Origin of the sequence: Limnohabitans sp. MMS-10A-178, assembly GCF_003063375.1 — a bacterium.
Taxonomy (GTDB): domain Bacteria; phylum Pseudomonadota; class Gammaproteobacteria; order Burkholderiales; family Burkholderiaceae_C; genus Limnohabitans_A.
The window spans coordinates 1,511,458-1,525,803 of sequence record NZ_NERY01000001.1 but is presented as its reverse complement, the minus strand read 5'-3'; the positions used below and the strand labels follow the sequence as shown (position 1 = coordinate 1,525,803).

13 protein-coding genes are annotated in these 14,346 nt (G+C 53.0%); 4 read left to right on the top strand and 9 right to left on the bottom strand.

All coding sequences use genetic code 11. From position 1 onward, the window contains the following. Positions 1 to 79 precede the first annotated feature (79 nt). Complete coding sequence (locus tag B9Z32_RS07555) at positions 80 to 649, bottom strand: DUF177 domain-containing protein (protein WP_108420636.1); 570 nt, start codon at positions 647 to 649, stop codon at positions 80 to 82. 25 nt (positions 650 to 674) lie between these two features. Between B9Z32_RS07555 and B9Z32_RS07550 the strand changes: the two genes are divergently transcribed. Together B9Z32_RS07550 and B9Z32_RS07545 are read left to right on the top strand one after the other, a co-directional pair. After that, complete coding sequence (locus B9Z32_RS07550; protein WP_108420635.1) at positions 675 to 1,292, top strand: nucleoside triphosphate pyrophosphatase; 618 nt, start codon at positions 675 to 677, stop codon at positions 1,290 to 1,292. Then, on the top strand, positions 1,289 to 2,077 hold the full coding sequence (locus B9Z32_RS07545; protein ID WP_108420634.1) for an SAM-dependent methyltransferase: 789 nt from the start codon (positions 1,289 to 1,291) through the stop codon (positions 2,075 to 2,077). The genes B9Z32_RS07550 and B9Z32_RS07545 overlap by 4 nt, the downstream gene beginning before the upstream one ends. A gap of 42 nt (positions 2,078 to 2,119) precedes the next feature. Here the strand turns inward: B9Z32_RS07545 and B9Z32_RS07540 are convergent, their stop codons facing one another. Genes B9Z32_RS07540 through B9Z32_RS07525 form a run of 4 tightly spaced genes read right to left on the bottom strand, consistent with a single transcriptional unit; the run spans position 2,120 to position 5,212 of the window. Next, a complete protein-coding gene (locus tag B9Z32_RS07540) occupies positions 2,120 to 3,142 on the bottom strand; it encodes a S49 family peptidase (protein WP_108420633.1) in 1,023 nt (340 codons plus the stop codon). Further along, the gene (locus B9Z32_RS07535) at positions 3,139 to 3,507 is read right to left on the bottom strand and encodes a Rieske 2Fe-2S domain-containing protein (RefSeq protein ID WP_108420632.1); all 369 of its coding nucleotides are present in this window, start codon (positions 3,505 to 3,507) and stop codon (positions 3,139 to 3,141) included. The genes B9Z32_RS07540 and B9Z32_RS07535 overlap by 4 nt, the downstream gene beginning before the upstream one ends. Positions 3,508 to 3,552: 45 nt before the next feature. Then, positions 3,553 to 4,227 (bottom strand): HAD family hydrolase, encoded by a 675-nt coding sequence (locus tag B9Z32_RS07530; protein ID WP_108420631.1) that lies wholly within the window; start codon positions 4,225 to 4,227, stop codon positions 3,553 to 3,555. Then, positions 4,193 to 5,212 carry an RluA family pseudouridine synthase gene (locus B9Z32_RS07525; RefSeq protein WP_108420630.1) on the bottom strand — a complete coding sequence of 340 codons (1,020 nt, stop codon included), beginning with the start codon at positions 5,210 to 5,212 and terminating at the stop codon, positions 4,193 to 4,195. Before B9Z32_RS07525 ends, B9Z32_RS07530 begins: the two co-directional genes overlap by 35 nt. 528 nt (positions 5,213 to 5,740) lie before the next feature. Here B9Z32_RS07525 and B9Z32_RS07515 point away from each other — a divergent pair. Further along, positions 5,741 to 8,632 (top strand): Rne/Rng family ribonuclease, encoded by a 2,892-nt coding sequence (locus B9Z32_RS07515; RefSeq protein ID WP_108420628.1) that lies wholly within the window; start codon positions 5,741 to 5,743, stop codon positions 8,630 to 8,632. A gap of 51 nt (positions 8,633 to 8,683) precedes the next feature. On the opposite strand, the gene B9Z32_RS07510 is transcribed toward B9Z32_RS07515, so the two are convergent. From B9Z32_RS07510 to hemC, 4 genes are read right to left on the bottom strand one after another with little or no spacing between them, the layout of a single operon-like run. Beyond that, on the bottom strand, positions 8,684 to 9,970 hold the full coding sequence (locus tag B9Z32_RS07510) for a heme biosynthesis protein HemY (protein ID WP_108420627.1): 1,287 nt from the start codon (positions 9,968 to 9,970) through the stop codon (positions 8,684 to 8,686). Positions 9,971 to 9,976: 6 nt separating this feature from the next. Further along, positions 9,977 to 11,068 carry a uroporphyrinogen-III C-methyltransferase gene (locus B9Z32_RS07505; protein WP_108420626.1) on the bottom strand — a complete coding sequence of 364 codons (1,092 nt, stop codon included), beginning with the start codon at positions 11,066 to 11,068 and terminating at the stop codon, positions 9,977 to 9,979. Further along, a complete protein-coding gene (locus tag B9Z32_RS07500) occupies positions 11,065 to 11,847 on the bottom strand; it encodes a uroporphyrinogen-III synthase (protein WP_158268189.1) in 783 nt (260 codons plus the stop codon). Before B9Z32_RS07500 ends, B9Z32_RS07505 begins: the two co-directional genes overlap by 4 nt. 19 nt (positions 11,848 to 11,866) lie before the next feature. Continuing rightward, entirely contained in the window at positions 11,867 to 12,784 is a 918-nt protein-coding gene (hemC, locus tag B9Z32_RS07495; protein ID WP_108421072.1) for a hydroxymethylbilane synthase, read from the bottom strand. Positions 12,785 to 12,884: 100 nt separating this feature from the next. Between hemC and argH the strand changes: the two genes are divergently transcribed. Then, positions 12,885 to 14,339 (top strand): argininosuccinate lyase, encoded by a 1,455-nt coding sequence (argH, locus tag B9Z32_RS07490; RefSeq protein WP_108420624.1) that lies wholly within the window; start codon positions 12,885 to 12,887, stop codon positions 14,337 to 14,339. Positions 14,340 to 14,346 lie beyond the last annotated feature (7 nt).

Sequence of the window (14,346 nt, the reverse complement as noted above, 5' to 3'; positions counted from 1 at the left end):
AAACAGTAAATGGACTAACACGCCTTGCAAGGCGCGAAGCCGCTGATTATAGCCCAAAGTTTTAGTTCAAACCAAGCCTTTAATTTGGTTTTTTCTTCAATTGAGCCAGTGCTGCAAACGGGTTGGGTCGCGCATCAAGAGCGTCCTCAAAAGCATCATCTACAGCGGACATTGGCACCAAAGTGGGGCAAACATCGTGTTTAGGCACGATGGGCGCCGACATGATGAGCTCGTCTTCTATGAGCTCCCAGACATTCAATTCGGGGGTGAGGACCAACAAATCCTCTTCTGAGGCCTCGTCCTCAGCCTCTGCAGTTGCCTCATCTGCCACAAAGCGAAATGACTGGTCTGAGCTCACCAAAACTCTGACGGCGCCCATGCACCTCTGGCATTGCATGGGCAAATGAAGCTCAGCCTTCAAGTGAAGCCAAATTTGCTCGCCTCCGCCCGAAACAGGCACCAACTCACCTTGGATTGCCCATGAAACTTGGGTTGATATAGGCAATTCCTCTTGGGAAGCTGGGCCTAATTTGGCCTCTAGGTCGAGCAATCGTGCAAATTGAGACAGGTCTTGCGAGCCTTCCAAGCTAATTTTTTCCCTGGCAAAGGCCTTGACATTGAGGCGATTCAAATCAAAATTTTTGTGCATGCCTTCAGTGTAAGAGAATTGAGGGATGTCCAAAGACGCTCAACACCGCCATCCGCCCTATTCCGGTCGCCCAGTCATCTTGGGTTCGACCTCGCGCTACCGCAAAGAATTGCTGTCTCGGTTGCAAATTCCGTTTGACACTGCCGCGCCCGATGTCGACGAAACCCCACACCCCAATGAGTCACCCAAAGACCTGGCCATGAGATTGGCACTTGCCAAGGCTCACGCAGTTGCTCTCAAGAATCCGCAAGCCGTGGTGATTGGCTCTGACCAGGTAGCTGATTTAGAAGGCGAGCCGCTGGGCAAACCAGGCAATCACGCCAATGCCACTCTTCAGTTACAAAGGATGCGAGGCAAAACCGTGATTTTTCAAACGGCTTTGTCTGTGGTTTGTTTGACCACCCGTTTTGAAAAAACAGATTTGGCTGCAGTCAAAGTTAAATTTCGAGACTTGAGCGATTCAGAAATTGAGTCTTACCTTCTCGCAGAAGAGCCCTACGACTGTGCAGGCAGCGCCAAAAGTGAAGGGATGGGCATTGCACTTTTGGAAAGCATAGAGAGCGATGATCCCACCGCCTTGATTGGTCTGCCGCTGATCCGCACCTGCCTCATGCTGCGAGAGGCTGGAGTCAACATCCTATGACCCATGCCAACGCCAAAATGGGCCGACTGTTTTTGGTTCCAGCCCCCCTTGACTTTGGCTGCGGCCAAGAAATTGACTTGAACCAAGTCATGCCAACAGGCACCATCGCAGCGGCAGCCGGTATCACGCATTGGATTTGCGAGAATGCTAAAACCACCCGCGCCTACTTAAAACGAATTGATGCCTGCTCGCCATTGAAAGCCAGCATTCAAACGCAAACCATCACCGAGTTGCCAAGGCAAGTTCATAAAAAAGGCGATCATCTGGGCGGCTTTGATGCCAAGCCCTTGTTGGCCATGGCATTGGCAGGTGAAGACATGGGGCTGGTGAGCGAAGCGGGCATGCCCGCCGTTGCCGACCCTGGCAGCTCTGTTGTTCGTGCCGCACACGAACTTGGCATTCCAGTCATTGCATTGGTTGGACCAGTTTCGCTTTTGTTGGCATTGGCCAGCAGCGGCCTCAATGGTCAAAATTTTGCGTTTGTAGGCTACTTGCCCCAGGAGCCTCAAGATCGGGCGCGGAGAATTAAAGAATTGGAGCAATTGGCGCTCAAGACAGGGCAAACTCAACTCTTCATTGAGACCCCTTACCGCAATGCGGCGCTTTGGGCGGCGCTGCTGCAAAGCTTGCAAAACGGCAGCCGACTGGCCATCAGCAGTGGGCTGACCTTGCCAAGCGCCCTCACCCAATGCAGAACCACACAGCAATGGCGTCAGTTCAATTCAGGAGCGATGCCTGAAGGTTTGAACAACCAGACACCTGCCGTGTTTGCCATTGGCGCTTGAACTTTTGCTCAAGCCATTTGAAGCGATTTTCCCAAGCGCAGATTAGCGAATCACAGCGGTTGAGCGCATGGCTTTCCAGGCACCCTCGCCCATGGCTGCGCCAAAGCGCTTCACCAGGCGCTCTGCAACATTGTCTTGACGCGAATAGTCAACCAATTCTTGTGCTTTCACCACGTCGCGCGCCACTTGATCGATGCTGCCAAAATCGTCTGCCAAACCCAGCTCAACCGCTTGTTGACCTGTCCAAAACAAGCCGCTGAACATATCGGGGGTTTCTTTCAAACGATCGCCACGGCCTTTTTTGACCACCGCTATAAACTGCGAGTGGATGTGGTTCAACATGGTTTGTGCATGTTTTTTCTGGGCCTCTGTTTGAGGGCTAAACGGATCTAGAAATCCTTTGTTTTCACCCGCTGTCATCAACCTTCTTTCAACACCGAGCTTGTCCATCAGCCCTGTGAAGCCAAAGCCGTCCATGAGCACGCCAATGCTGCCAACAATGCTGGCCTTGTCGACATAAATTTTGTCTGCGGAAGCAGCGATGTAATAGGCAGCAGACGCACAAGACTCTTCAACAACCGCATAGATAGGTTTTTGATGAATCGCTTTCAAACGCAAAATTTCATCACTGATGATGCCGGCCTGAACAGGACTGCCACCTGGCGAATTGATGAGCAAGATCAAGCCCTGTGACCCCGAGTCTTCCAAAGCCGCTCTCATGGAAGCCACCACATTTTCTGCACTGGCATCACCACCATCCGCAATTTCACCCTTGATATTGACCAGTGCAGTATGGGGGGTCGAGATGGTGGTTGAAGTTTGGTTGTGAGCCAAAACTTGCCACATGACCACCACCCAAAAACACAACCAGCCCAATCGCAAACCGACTTTCCAACGTCTGGCGGCTCGCTGCTCCTTCAAATTGCCAGTGACCAAATCAGAGAGCACTTGGCGCTCCCAATTTGATCCTGCATTTTGTTGATGTCCGGAGGCTTCAGCAGTCGTGGCTTTGCTGCCCGTGTGGTTGCTATCAGTGAGGGATGATTCAGTATTTTCAGAACTCATGTGAAATCAAAAGGTTTTAAATTGAACTCAGTATGCCAGTGAACGACACCGCCTTGTTCTGACAAGGTGATTGGGATCAATCCGCCATGACACGGGCCGCCTGCGCAAGCACCAGACTCTGGTCGATACAAGGCACCGTGTGTCGAGCAAATTAGGAATTGTCCGGTGGTGTCAAAGAAACGGTTTGGCTGAAAATCCATTTCCATCGCAACATGACTGCAGCGGTTGAGATAAGCATGCACCGTGCCCTTGAAGCGAATGGCAAATGCACGACAGGTTTGTCCGCCATAAATGACATCAAAAGGGACCGCCAAACCCCCGTCTGTCAAATCATTTGAATTGCACAAAGGAATTGCTTCGCTCATGTCACCACCTCCAAATTTTAAAGTCGCCTTGGCACGGCCAGTCTGTTAGGCATTGTCATTTAACCAACTGCGCAATTCACTCACAGAATGAGCAACAAAGCGTGGCTGCAAGGCATGAAACGCTGAAGGCTCGTGGGCCCCATAACTCACCCCCACACTGGCACACCCTGCATTCAAGGCCATTTGCAAATCGTGGGTGGTGTCGCCAATCATCAAGGTTCGCTCTGGCTCAACCCCCATTTCCCGCATGAGTTCCTGCAACATCAGGGGGCTGGGCTTGCCTGCGGTTTCATCCGCTGTTCTGGAAGCATCAAACATGCCCTTCAAGTTAACGTCATGCAAAGCTTCGTTCAAGCCTGCTCGGCTCTTCCCGGTTGCCACACTCAACCAGTGATGGCGCGCCTTCAGATCTGCCAGCATGGGCAATACCCCATCAAAGAGAATGATGTCGTTTTGGTGGGCCATGTAGTGATGGCGGTAACGCTGACCCAGTTCTGGGTATTTCTCAACGGGCACATCTGGCGCAGCATGGGCCAGTGCTTGCATCAATCCCAAGCCAATCACATAGGCGGCAGCTTCACGCGTAGGCTCTTGGCCACCCACATCCACGATGGCACGCTGAATACACCGCGTGATGACGGCCGTTGAGTCAAAGAGGGTGCCATCCCAATCGAAGGCGATCAGGTCAAACTGGCGGGGGCGTAGACTTGGATTTGACATGGTTGACGTAAAGTTGCAATTCAGGGGGTAGATTGGACATGAGCTCGACACGCTTTCCCGTGGCAGGGTGCGTGAATTGAAGGCGCCATGCGTGCAAAAACATGCGCTTGAGCCCTTGTTTTTGAAGCGCTTTGTTCCATTCGAAATCGCCGTATTTGTCATCTCCAGCAATGGGGTGTCCTTGCGAAGCCAGGTGCACTCTAATTTGATGGGTTCGCCCAGTCTTGATGGTGACCTCCAACAAAGTGCAAGTATCCCAACGCTCTGCTACTTTGACCAAGGTGATCGACCGCATGCCATCAGGATCTTCATTGGACGTAACCCGGACTCGGCGCTCGCCATCGGGCAACAAGAATTTATGCAGCGCGCTGTCAATCACCTTCAATTTTTCTGGCCACTGACCTTGCACAAGGGCCAAATAGGTCTTACCTGTTTCTCGCTCCCTGAACTGGTCTTGAACATGCTTCAGGGCACTTCTTTTTTTAGCAACCAATAAAATTCCGCTGGTTTCGCGGTCGAGCCGGTGAACCAATTCAAGCAGCTTTGCCAATGGCCTTGCCTGTCGAAGTTGTTCGATCACACCAAAACTAACACCCGATCCACCATGGACGGCAACACCAGCGGGTTTGTCGATGGCCATCAAAGCGTCGTCTTCTAGCAACAGCGGAAACTCTCGACCCGGAGCCGGTCTGGCCGCTTTCTCTGCCACTTTGTCAGAAATTCTCACAGGTGGAAGTCGGACCACATCGCCCGATTCAATGCGGGTATCAGCAGACGCTCGCCCCTTGTTGACCCTCACTTCACCACTTCGAATGATTCGGTAGACGTGGGTTTTGGGGACACCCTTCAGGTGGCGAATGAGGAAATTGTCTAAGCGCTGGCCGGCAGACTCCTCATCAACCGTGAGCCATTTCACCTCCAAACCTGAATTTGTGGTGGAAGTGGTAGCCGTTTTTGTGGCTTCGGGCCCTATAATGCGGTTCACCGGCGTTGTGCTGTAAGTGGTTGATTTGAATGGAAATGAATTCCTGATGACAGGAGTTTAGTTCACTCTCCACCAACAAGCGCCGTAAGTTCGATGCCGCCATGAGCGAAATCTGCAGACTGAAGGCCAGGGCCAACAGTGGCAGACCACCTTGTTGGTTGGACCGATGCTTTGAAACCCAGATACGGAATATTTTTTTGGCAGCTCTACAGCTGTTGAACGGACTGAATCGAAATGAGTGTGTTGTTTGGATCTTTGCTGTCTTTTTTGCAGTGGCTGTTTGCGCCACTCAAGGCACCATCGCCTGCGCTCACCCACAGCCTCGACTCTTCCACGCGCCCCTATCCACATTCCTGCGACACATTTGCGCCCATGAATGTCGGATTCTTTTGGCAATTCCCTTCGTTTCGAACGTCAGTCTCGGCACCGTTGGCTCATTGAGAGCTGGTTGTTAAACAGGTGATCCAGCCCCAATGCCACATTTGGCGGGGCTTGTTTTACTGACATTTTGAAAAGAAGGGACGCATCATGAAACGGATGCTGATCAATGCCACACAGGCTGAGGAACGCCGCTTGGCCATCGTCGACGGACAAAAACTTCTCGATTACGAAATTGAAATTGAAGGCCGCGAACAGCGCAAAGGCAACATCTACAAAGCAGTTGTTACACGTGTAGAGCCATCTCTTGAAGCCTGTTTCGTCGACTACGGCGAAGAACGTCACGGCTTTTTGCCCTTCAAAGAAATCTCCCGCCAATACTTCGCCGAGGGTGTTCCCGTTAGCCAAGCGCGCATCAACGATGTGATTCGCGAAGGCCAAGAACTCTTGGTGCAAGTGGAAAAAGAAGAGCGTGGCAACAAGGGTGCAGCCCTCACCACCTTCATCAGCTTGGCTGGCCGCTATGTGGTTTTGATGCCCAACAACCCCCGGGGGGGTGGTGTAAGCCGTCGCATTGAAGGTGACGACCGCGCAGAACTCAAAGAAGCCTTGGACCAATTGGAATATCCCAAAGGGATGTCCATCATTGCCCGCACCGCCGGCATTGGTCGCAGCGCACCCGAATTGCAGTGGGACTTGAACTACTTGCTTAAGTTGTGGTCTGCCATTGATGGCGCTACAAAAGGTGCCAAAGGCGCCTTCCTGATTTACCAAGAGTCTAGCTTGGTCATTCGCGCCATTCGCGATTACTTCAACAGCGACATTGGCGACATCCTGATCGACACCGATGACATCTACGAGCAGGCTCAGCAATTCATGAGCCACGTGATGCCCGAGTTCGCACCCCGTGTGAAGCGCTACCGCGACGATGCACCTTTGTTCAGCCGCTTCCAAATTGAGCACCAAATTGAATCGGCCTATGCACGCACTGTGCAATTGCCAAGTGGCGGCGCCATCGTGATTGACCACACCGAAGCCTTGGTGTCGGTTGACGTCAACTCTGCACGTGCCATCAAAGGCGGCGACATTGAAGAAACCGCTACGCGCACCAATATTGAAGCCGCCGACGAAGTAGCTCGCCAAATGCGTTTGCGTGATTTGGGTGGCCTGATCGTCATCGACTTCATTGACATGGAAGAATCACGCAACCGCCGCGACGTTGAAAACCGTCTGCGCGATGCCCTGCGTCAAGACCGTGCTCGCGTGCAGTTTGGCGCCATCAGCAAATTCGGCCTCTTAGAAATGAGCCGCCAGCGTTTGAAGCCCGCCTTGTCTGAAGGCTCTTCAATCCCCTGCCCTCGTTGCGGTGGCTCTGGCCACGTGCGCGACACAGAGAGCTCGGCTTTGCAAATTTTGCGCATCATCCAAGAAGAGTCCATGAAGGACAACACCGCCGCAGTGCACGCCCAAGTGCCTGTCGAAGTGGCTTCTTTCTTGTTGAACGAAAAGCGTCCCGAAATTGCCAAAATTGAATTGAAGCAACGCATCAATGTATTGTTGGTCCCCAATAAGTCATTGGAAACACCTCACTACAAACTCGAGCGTCTGAAACACGATGACCCTCGCTTGGACCACATTGAAGCCAGCTACACCATGGCCGAGGAAATAGAAGACCCGACCACGGTGACACGTCGTTCGCAAGAACCAACCAATCGCCAAACACCCGTGATCAAGGGCGTTTTGCCAGACGCGCCAGCGCCAGCAGCCCTGCCTAAATCAGAAGTTATCAAGCCAAGCAAAGCTGAGGCCGTTCAACCTGCTGTCAAGCCACAAAGCAGCGGTGGTTTCTTTGGTTGGTTGAAAAAATTGTTAGGCAGCGAACCTGCGCCTGAAGCACAAGCCGAACCAGCCAAGAATGTGGGCAAACGCGGCGACCGTACCAGCAAAGAGGGTGATCGCACCGAACGCGGCGAGAGGAATGGCGATCGACGTCGCGGCGGCCGAGGCGGACGTCGTGGTGATCGCAATGAACGCGGCGAGGCGGTAGGCACTGATCGCACTGATCGCACTGAAAAAACCGAGCGCAACGAGAACACCGAAACCAGGGCACCACGCGAAAACGGCGGCAACCGTCGCAACGACCGTTCAGGCCAGCGGGGTGACAGAGCCGAGCGCGGCGAGCGCAGAGAAAATGCAAATGGCAACAACTCGGCCACCGATACCCAAAATGTCAGTGCCGAAGGACTGGACACCAACTCGGCTGAGCAGCGCTCGGCAAGTCGTACAGAGAGAGCGCCACGCGGTGAGGGGCGACGCGAGCGAGGCGAAGGGCGCCGCGAACGCGGTGAGCGCCGCAGCCCAAATCCTGAAGGTCAGGGCCCAGCTCAAGCTGATCTGTATGACAACAACGACAGCCAAACCAATGCGCAAACAGAGGCCACTGCGCAGGACAAAGAACGTCAAGATGAAAGCAATGGCGCACCAGAACGCAGAGAGCGCCGCTCGCGCGACCGTTATGGGCGTGACCGCAGAGAACGCAATGCCAATACTGACAACAACACAGACTCAGCCACTGGCGAGAAATCACAAGCCGAAGTCAGTGCCAGTACTGGTCAATCACAAGACGAGGCGCCCGTCACGCGCTCCTACTTTGATCGCGCAGCAGGCTCTGCAACACCTGTTTCATCGGCTTCAAATTCTGTTTCTGATACTGCCCAAGCCGGCTCCTCGGCTCAGTCAGTACCTGCATCTGCATCTGTTCCTGAATCAAAATCTGCAGCCAAGGCACCCGCAGCAGGCTTGCCCAAAGTTCAAGCCTTTGAGTTGCCTATTGCCAGCCTGATTCAAGTTGCTGAAGGCTCTGGTTTGCAGTGGGTCAATTCTGATCCAGACAAAATTGCACAAGTTCAAGCTGCCATCGCTGCTGAACCTAAGCCTGTTCATGTGCCGCGCGAAAGACCACCGGCTGTGGTTTTGGACGAAGGTCCTTTGGTTTTGGTGGAAACTCGCAAAGACTTAAGCGACATGAAACTGCCTTTTTAAGGTAGCGTCCACAGCCAATGGCTCAAAAAAAAGGACCTTCGGGTCCTTTTTTCATTCCATTGCAGCTTTCTTCAAAGCGTTCACCGCGGCCTGCAGATCCTCCCTCTGCTCTGCCAGTTCAGCCAAGGAACGCCAAGCCTGCCTTCTTAAACCAGGGTCGGCTAATACAGGGGCTGCTTGTGCGAGCAATACTTGGGCCTTGCCCCAAAGTTGTCGTTTTTGGCACAAGCGACCCGCCAAATACTGCAAGAGGGGTTCGCGCGGGTTGGCTTTTTGAGCAGTTTCAATCGATCCCAACCATTCACGCTCTTGTGCCGTATCTTGTCCCGTCAAACTGCGATCCATCACTTGGGTTAACTTCAATTGCTGAGTCGCAGAAAGGTTTTGAGGCGTTGTTTGCCATCTGTTCCAAATTGGATTTAACCAAGCTCTGGCGACCACTGGATCACCGCCCAAGCTTAACCAATGCTGCGCTGCTTGAATGGCCAAATCTGTCGATTGACGCTGGGGCTCGCCCAAACGCGCCCAGAGTCGCTGCATTTGTCCCTGCTCATGCGTTTTGGCAATGAGGTCAAAAACCAAGCTGCGAATCATGCTTTCTGAGGCTTCAGAAGTGAACGCGCGATGCTTGATCAACAACAAAGCGGTGTCTAAAGCCAAAGAAGACTCTCCGGCCAGACGCGCTGCCTTCAACCTTAAACGCATGGCCAATGTTCGCCTAGCGACACCTTGCGGCAAACGATCTAACCACAGCAAGCTTTCAGAGGCATCTCTGTCGTCCAATGCCCAGCGCGCAGCACGCAGCATACTGCCCTCCACCAAGGATTGACGCACATTGGAAGTGCCGGCAGAAGGTTCCTGCAAGGCCTGATTGAGATGCGATTGACGAGTTGTTTTGTCGTTTAGCGCATGCGCCGACTCAGCAGCCAAGATGTGTGCAACACACCTCAAAGCACCCGCATGATCCAGCACTTCACCCGCATCAGACAAAGATTTTTCCCTGGCCAAAACCAACTCGGCAGATTTGCGTGCTCGCAAAAATCTGCCTTCCATGAACTGCGCCAAACTGTCCAGCAATGCAGCATGGGTGGCCCGCTCCTTTTGTTGCAATCGCCAGCGCTTGGCCTGCTTGGGCAGCTCAAACAAAGCGGTGAGTGCACGCTGAGCCCAATGCACCGTTAGCAAAATAATGACCAGCGCAAACAGCACCAAATTCAGCGACAAATCTAAGCGATAGGGCGCCCAGAAGATGGAAACGGTGCCGACGTTGTTAGACGCCAACAAGGCAGTAGCAACCGCCACTGCAAACAAACTCACGAGCCAAAGTGCTGCGCGCATGAATTTTTACTTTCCAGAGGACGCTGTGGCCAAGGCAGCCAAAGACGCATCGAGTCGGGGAATGGGACTGCCTTTGCTCAGGGCTTGCGCCTTGTCCAACAATTGAAGGGCTTGTTGAGTTTTACGTGCGCCAGGATCAAAGTATTTTTTCAAGACGGTCGAGACCGCTTGCAAGTCAGCGCGCGCCGCATCGTTTTGACGCGCCAACAAACCGAGCCGCGCATTGAGCAATTTGAGTTTTAAATTCTCGCGCAGGAAAAAACCTTGTTCAGGGGCAAGCAAAGCAGCTTCAGGGCTATCGATTCGGCTAACTCGCAACAAGCCTCTGGCTTCCGTCAAAACTCTGTCAATCATGGGCTTCCACCAAGCGGTGTTGGCAGCTCCAGCGTTTTCAGTGTCTGCGGGCTTAGATGAATTGACGGTAGGTCGGTTCAATTCGTTGGCAAGGGGAATTTCATCGGCCAAAGCCACAATTTCGTCCAGCACCAAAAGCATGCCAGGCAGATCTGTAATTTGAACCGACTTGACCAACTCAAGGTCTCGATCGATGGCCCTTTGAACGGTAATCAGGCGTGGGTTGGAGGCCCTTTGAAGCCGCGACTGGGCTGTTTTCAGAGCGCCCAAAAGAGGCTCTAAACTGCTCGTTAATTGAGCTTGCTGCTGCGCCAATCGCAGTGAAGACTCAATGTCCAAGACCAAATTTTCATCCCGCGAACGCGACAAAGATTGAATCAAGTCCTCCAATTGAGCACGCTGCAATGCAGCTTCGCCCAATCTGGACTCAACCAAGGCCATTCGGGATGCGCTGTCTTTGACGCTGTCTTGAGCTTGCTTGGCCCAAGCTTTGGCTTCCAAGGATTGCTGGCCCGCATCAGCACTTTGCCGGGCCAACTGGCCTTGAATGCGAGAGAGCTTCTCCCAAAGTAAACCACTAAAAACGACAGCCACCACGGCCAACAAAATTGGCAACCAAAATGTCAGCGGCCTGCGCGGCGATGCTTCAGGCTGAGCAGGCGCAGGCGCAGGCCCGGGCGGGGTTGCTTGTGCTGGAGCAGCTGTCGCCGGGCCATTGATGTCGTTGGTAGTTTCGGAGCTCATGTGAGAGATTTTATAGATGCCAGCATTGAATGGATGCCTGGCGGGGCAATTGAAACAAATCCCCACCCCTTTTTTTGCGCCAAGTCTGCCATTCTGGGATGAGTGACCGTGGCTTTGGCATCCGCCCAATTGGCCTCTGGACATTGCGCCATCAGGTTTTGCAAAGCCGCCGAGCTGCTAAACAGCCAAACGGCACCCTCCGCAATCAATTGATGGACTCGCTCTTTTTGAAAGCTCGTCAATTGAGCAGCGCTTCGCTGATATGCCGCAATGGTGCCCACCCGGACTTGTGATTTCTCGAGTTTTTGGGCTAGCCAGTCGCGGCCCGCTGCAGCGCCAGATTCATCCGCGCCCCTCACAAACAAGACGTTCATGTCGGTTGTCACTTGGGGTGATACCACCTCCCAAAGCGCCTCGGAATCGAGCTGCTTGGCTTGCAAAGCTGGTTGATCGATTTGTTCCAAAGGCACCCCAATCTGTATCAATGCAGCCGCTGTACCTGGGCCGGTGCACCAAGCGCGAGCGCCAATTTTGAAATGCGCCACCCACTCTGACCTACTTTGAAGTGCTTGCGCCAAAAAACGAACCGCATTGGCACTGACGAACATGACCGCATGACTGCGCTTGATTTGAATGAGAGCCTCATCTGCTGTTTGAGCATTTAAAAACTCAGAGAGCTCAAGCAGCGGGAATTCAATGGCCTGATAACCTGCATCGCTCAATGCTTGAACCCAAGAGTTTGCATCTTGCTTTGGCCGGGTTACAACAACTTGAGGCATGGCTATTTGCAAATTAGCATCAATGGGCACCACCACGCTTGAGATCTGCAGCCACTTGATTTCCCAAAGCTTCAGCTTGCTGGAGGTCATTGACCTGGCCAGAAATGTGCGCTGTGACCAAACTGGGTTCTCCTTCGGGGTTGCCCCATGCGGCGCGCAAACTTAGAACTTGTCCGGATAAAGTGGCATGCGCTGCCAAGGGCATGGAGCAACTGCCCCCCATGGCACGACTGACAGCCCGCTCAGCCGCCACAGCCAGCCATGACCTTGAATGAACCAAGGGCTTCAAGGCCTCAAGCAAATCGGTGCGGCCAGTGCAAATTTCAATGCCCAATGCACCTTGACCTGCCGCTGGCAACATTTGGTCGGTTTCAAAATTATGGCGAATTCGGTCAGTCAGTGCCAAGCGTTTCAGCCCAGCTGCCGCCAAAACAATGCCTGCATAGTGGCCCTCATCCAATTTGCGCAAACGTGTGTCCAAATTGCCACGCAGAGGCTCAATTTTCAAATCGGGTCGGAGGGCACGCAGCAAAACAGTACGCCTCAGGCTGGAGGTGCCCACCACAGCGCCTTGGGGTAAATCCATGAGTGTTGAATATTGGGCTGAAACCCAAGCGTCTCTGGGATCTTCACGTTCCATGACACAGGCCAATTCAAATCCTTCGGGCATGTCCATTGGCACATCTTTCAAAGAGTGCACAGCGATATCGGCTCGCCCCTCCGACAAAGCCACCTCCAACTCCTTCACAAACAGACCTTTGCCACCCACTTTGCTCAGGCTGCGGTCCAAAATTTGATCGCCCTGAGTGGTCATGCCCAGAAGCTGTACGGTGTGCCCAAGCGACTGCAAAATAGCTTTCACATGCTCTGCCTGCCACATGGCCAATCGGCTTTCACGCGTTGCAATCACAATGGGGCGCTTTAAATTGGATGGCATAAAAGGGGTCAAACCAGTGATGTGATGGTAATTGTTCAAGCTCGTCAAATGCTAGCACGAGTGCAGATCATGGTATCTGCAAACCCGATAAAATCTGGGCATGTCAAAAAACCAACTCGATCAAAAGTCCCAGGCCTGGTCGGCCTTGTTTTCTGAGCCCATGAGTGACCTGGTGAAGCGCTACACCTCCAGCGTCTTCTTCGACAAGCGACTCTGGCAATCGGACATTCAGGGAAGCCTGGCGCACGCCGAAATGCTGGCGGCCCAAAAAATCATCAGCACCCAAGATTTTGCTGACATTCAGCGCGGCATGGCGCAAATTACAGAAGAGATTACAAAAGGTCAGTTTGAGTGGAAGCTGGACTTGGAAGATGTGCATCTCAACATCGAAGCCCGCCTGACTCAAATCGTAGGCGATGCAGGCAAGCGCCTGCACACAGGCAGAAGCCGCAATGATCAAGTGGCCACAGATGTGCGCCTCTGGTTGGTTAGCGAAATTGACCTGATTGTGGGTTTGCTCAATGACCTCCAAAAATCATTGATCGAAGTGGCAGAACAAAATGTGGATGTGATCTTGCCAGGCTTCACACATTTGCAAGTGGCACAACCCGTCAGCTTTGCGCATCACTTATTGGCTTATGTCGAAATGTTTGCACGCGATACCGAGCGCATGACCGATGTACGCCGTCGCACCAATCGTTTGCCTTTAGGCTCAGCGGCATTGGCTGGCACCACCTACCCGCTCGACCGCGAACGAGTAGCCAAAAGCTTGGGCATGGTAGACCTGCACGGCAATGCCTGCGTCAGTCAAAACAGTTTGGATGGCGTGAGCGATCGAGACTTTGCCATTGAATTCACGGCAGCGGCATCTTTGTGCATGGTGCATATCAGCCGCTTGAGCGAAGAACTCATTTTGTGGATGAGTCAAAACTTTGGCTTTGTGAAAATTGCCGACCGTTTCACCACGGGCAGTTCCATCATGCCGCAGAAGAAAAATCCCGATGTGCCCGAGCTGGCGCGTGGCAAAACCGGCCGCGTGGTGGGCCACTTGATGGGTCTCATCACTTTGATGAAAGGCCAACCCTTGGCCTACAACAAAGACAACCAAGAAGACAAAGAGCCTCTGTTTGACACAGTTGACACACTCAAAGACACCTTGCGCATCTTCAGCGAAATGATTGGCGGCCAGGTCAATTCACAGACTGGCCAGAAAGAAGGCGGCATCACGGTCAATGCCCAAGCCATGGAAGCTGCCACCAAAAAAGGTTATGCCACGGCCACCGATTTGGCCGATTATTTGGTCAAAAAAGGCCTGCCCTTCCGCGATGCCCACGAGGTGGTGGCGCATGCTGTCAAAACGGCGCAAACTCAAAATTTGGACTTGAGTGAATTGCCTTTGGCCACCCTGCAACAATTCAACCCCGCCATTCAAGCCGATGTGTTTGAATGCCTCAGCTTGGTGGGTTCTTTGAACGCTCGCAATACATTGGGCGGCACTGCGCCCAGCCAAGTTCGCCAGCAAATTGCGCGTCACCATGCGCGCCTAGATTTTTAAAAGGGTT

Bases quoted from the DNA above. Each gene is read 5' to 3' on its own strand.
- B9Z32_RS07555 (WP_108420636.1), bottom strand. From the start codon at position 649: ATGCACAAAAATTTTGATTTGAATCGCCTCAATGTCAAGGCCTTTGCC.
- B9Z32_RS07505 (WP_108420626.1), bottom strand. From the start codon at position 11,068: ATGAGCTCCGAAACTACCAACGACATCAATGGCCCGGCGACAGCTGCT.
- argH (WP_108420624.1), top strand. From the start codon at position 12,885: ATGTCAAAAAACCAACTCGATCAAAAGTCCCAGGCCTGGTCGGCCTTG.
- B9Z32_RS07545 (WP_108420634.1), top strand. From the start codon at position 1,289: ATGACCCATGCCAACGCCAAAATGGGCCGACTGTTTTTGGTTCCAGCC.
- B9Z32_RS07510 (WP_108420627.1), bottom strand. From the start codon at position 9,970: ATGCGCGCAGCACTTTGGCTCGTGAGTTTGTTTGCAGTGGCGGTTGCT.
- B9Z32_RS07535 (WP_108420632.1), bottom strand. From the start codon at position 3,507: ATGAGCGAAGCAATTCCTTTGTGCAATTCAAATGATTTGACAGACGGG.
- B9Z32_RS07515 (WP_108420628.1), top strand. From the start codon at position 5,741: ATGAAACGGATGCTGATCAATGCCACACAGGCTGAGGAACGCCGCTTG.
- hemC (WP_108421072.1), bottom strand. From the start codon at position 12,784: ATGCCATCCAATTTAAAGCGCCCCATTGTGATTGCAACGCGTGAAAGC.
- B9Z32_RS07530 (WP_108420631.1), bottom strand. From the start codon at position 4,227: ATGTCAAATCCAAGTCTACGCCCCCGCCAGTTTGACCTGATCGCCTTC.
- B9Z32_RS07550 (WP_108420635.1), top strand. From the start codon at position 675: ATGTCCAAAGACGCTCAACACCGCCATCCGCCCTATTCCGGTCGCCCA.
- B9Z32_RS07540 (WP_108420633.1), bottom strand. From the start codon at position 3,142: ATGAGTTCTGAAAATACTGAATCATCCCTCACTGATAGCAACCACACG.
- B9Z32_RS07500 (WP_158268189.1), bottom strand. From the start codon at position 11,847: ATGCCTCAAGTTGTTGTAACCCGGCCAAAGCAAGATGCAAACTCTTGG.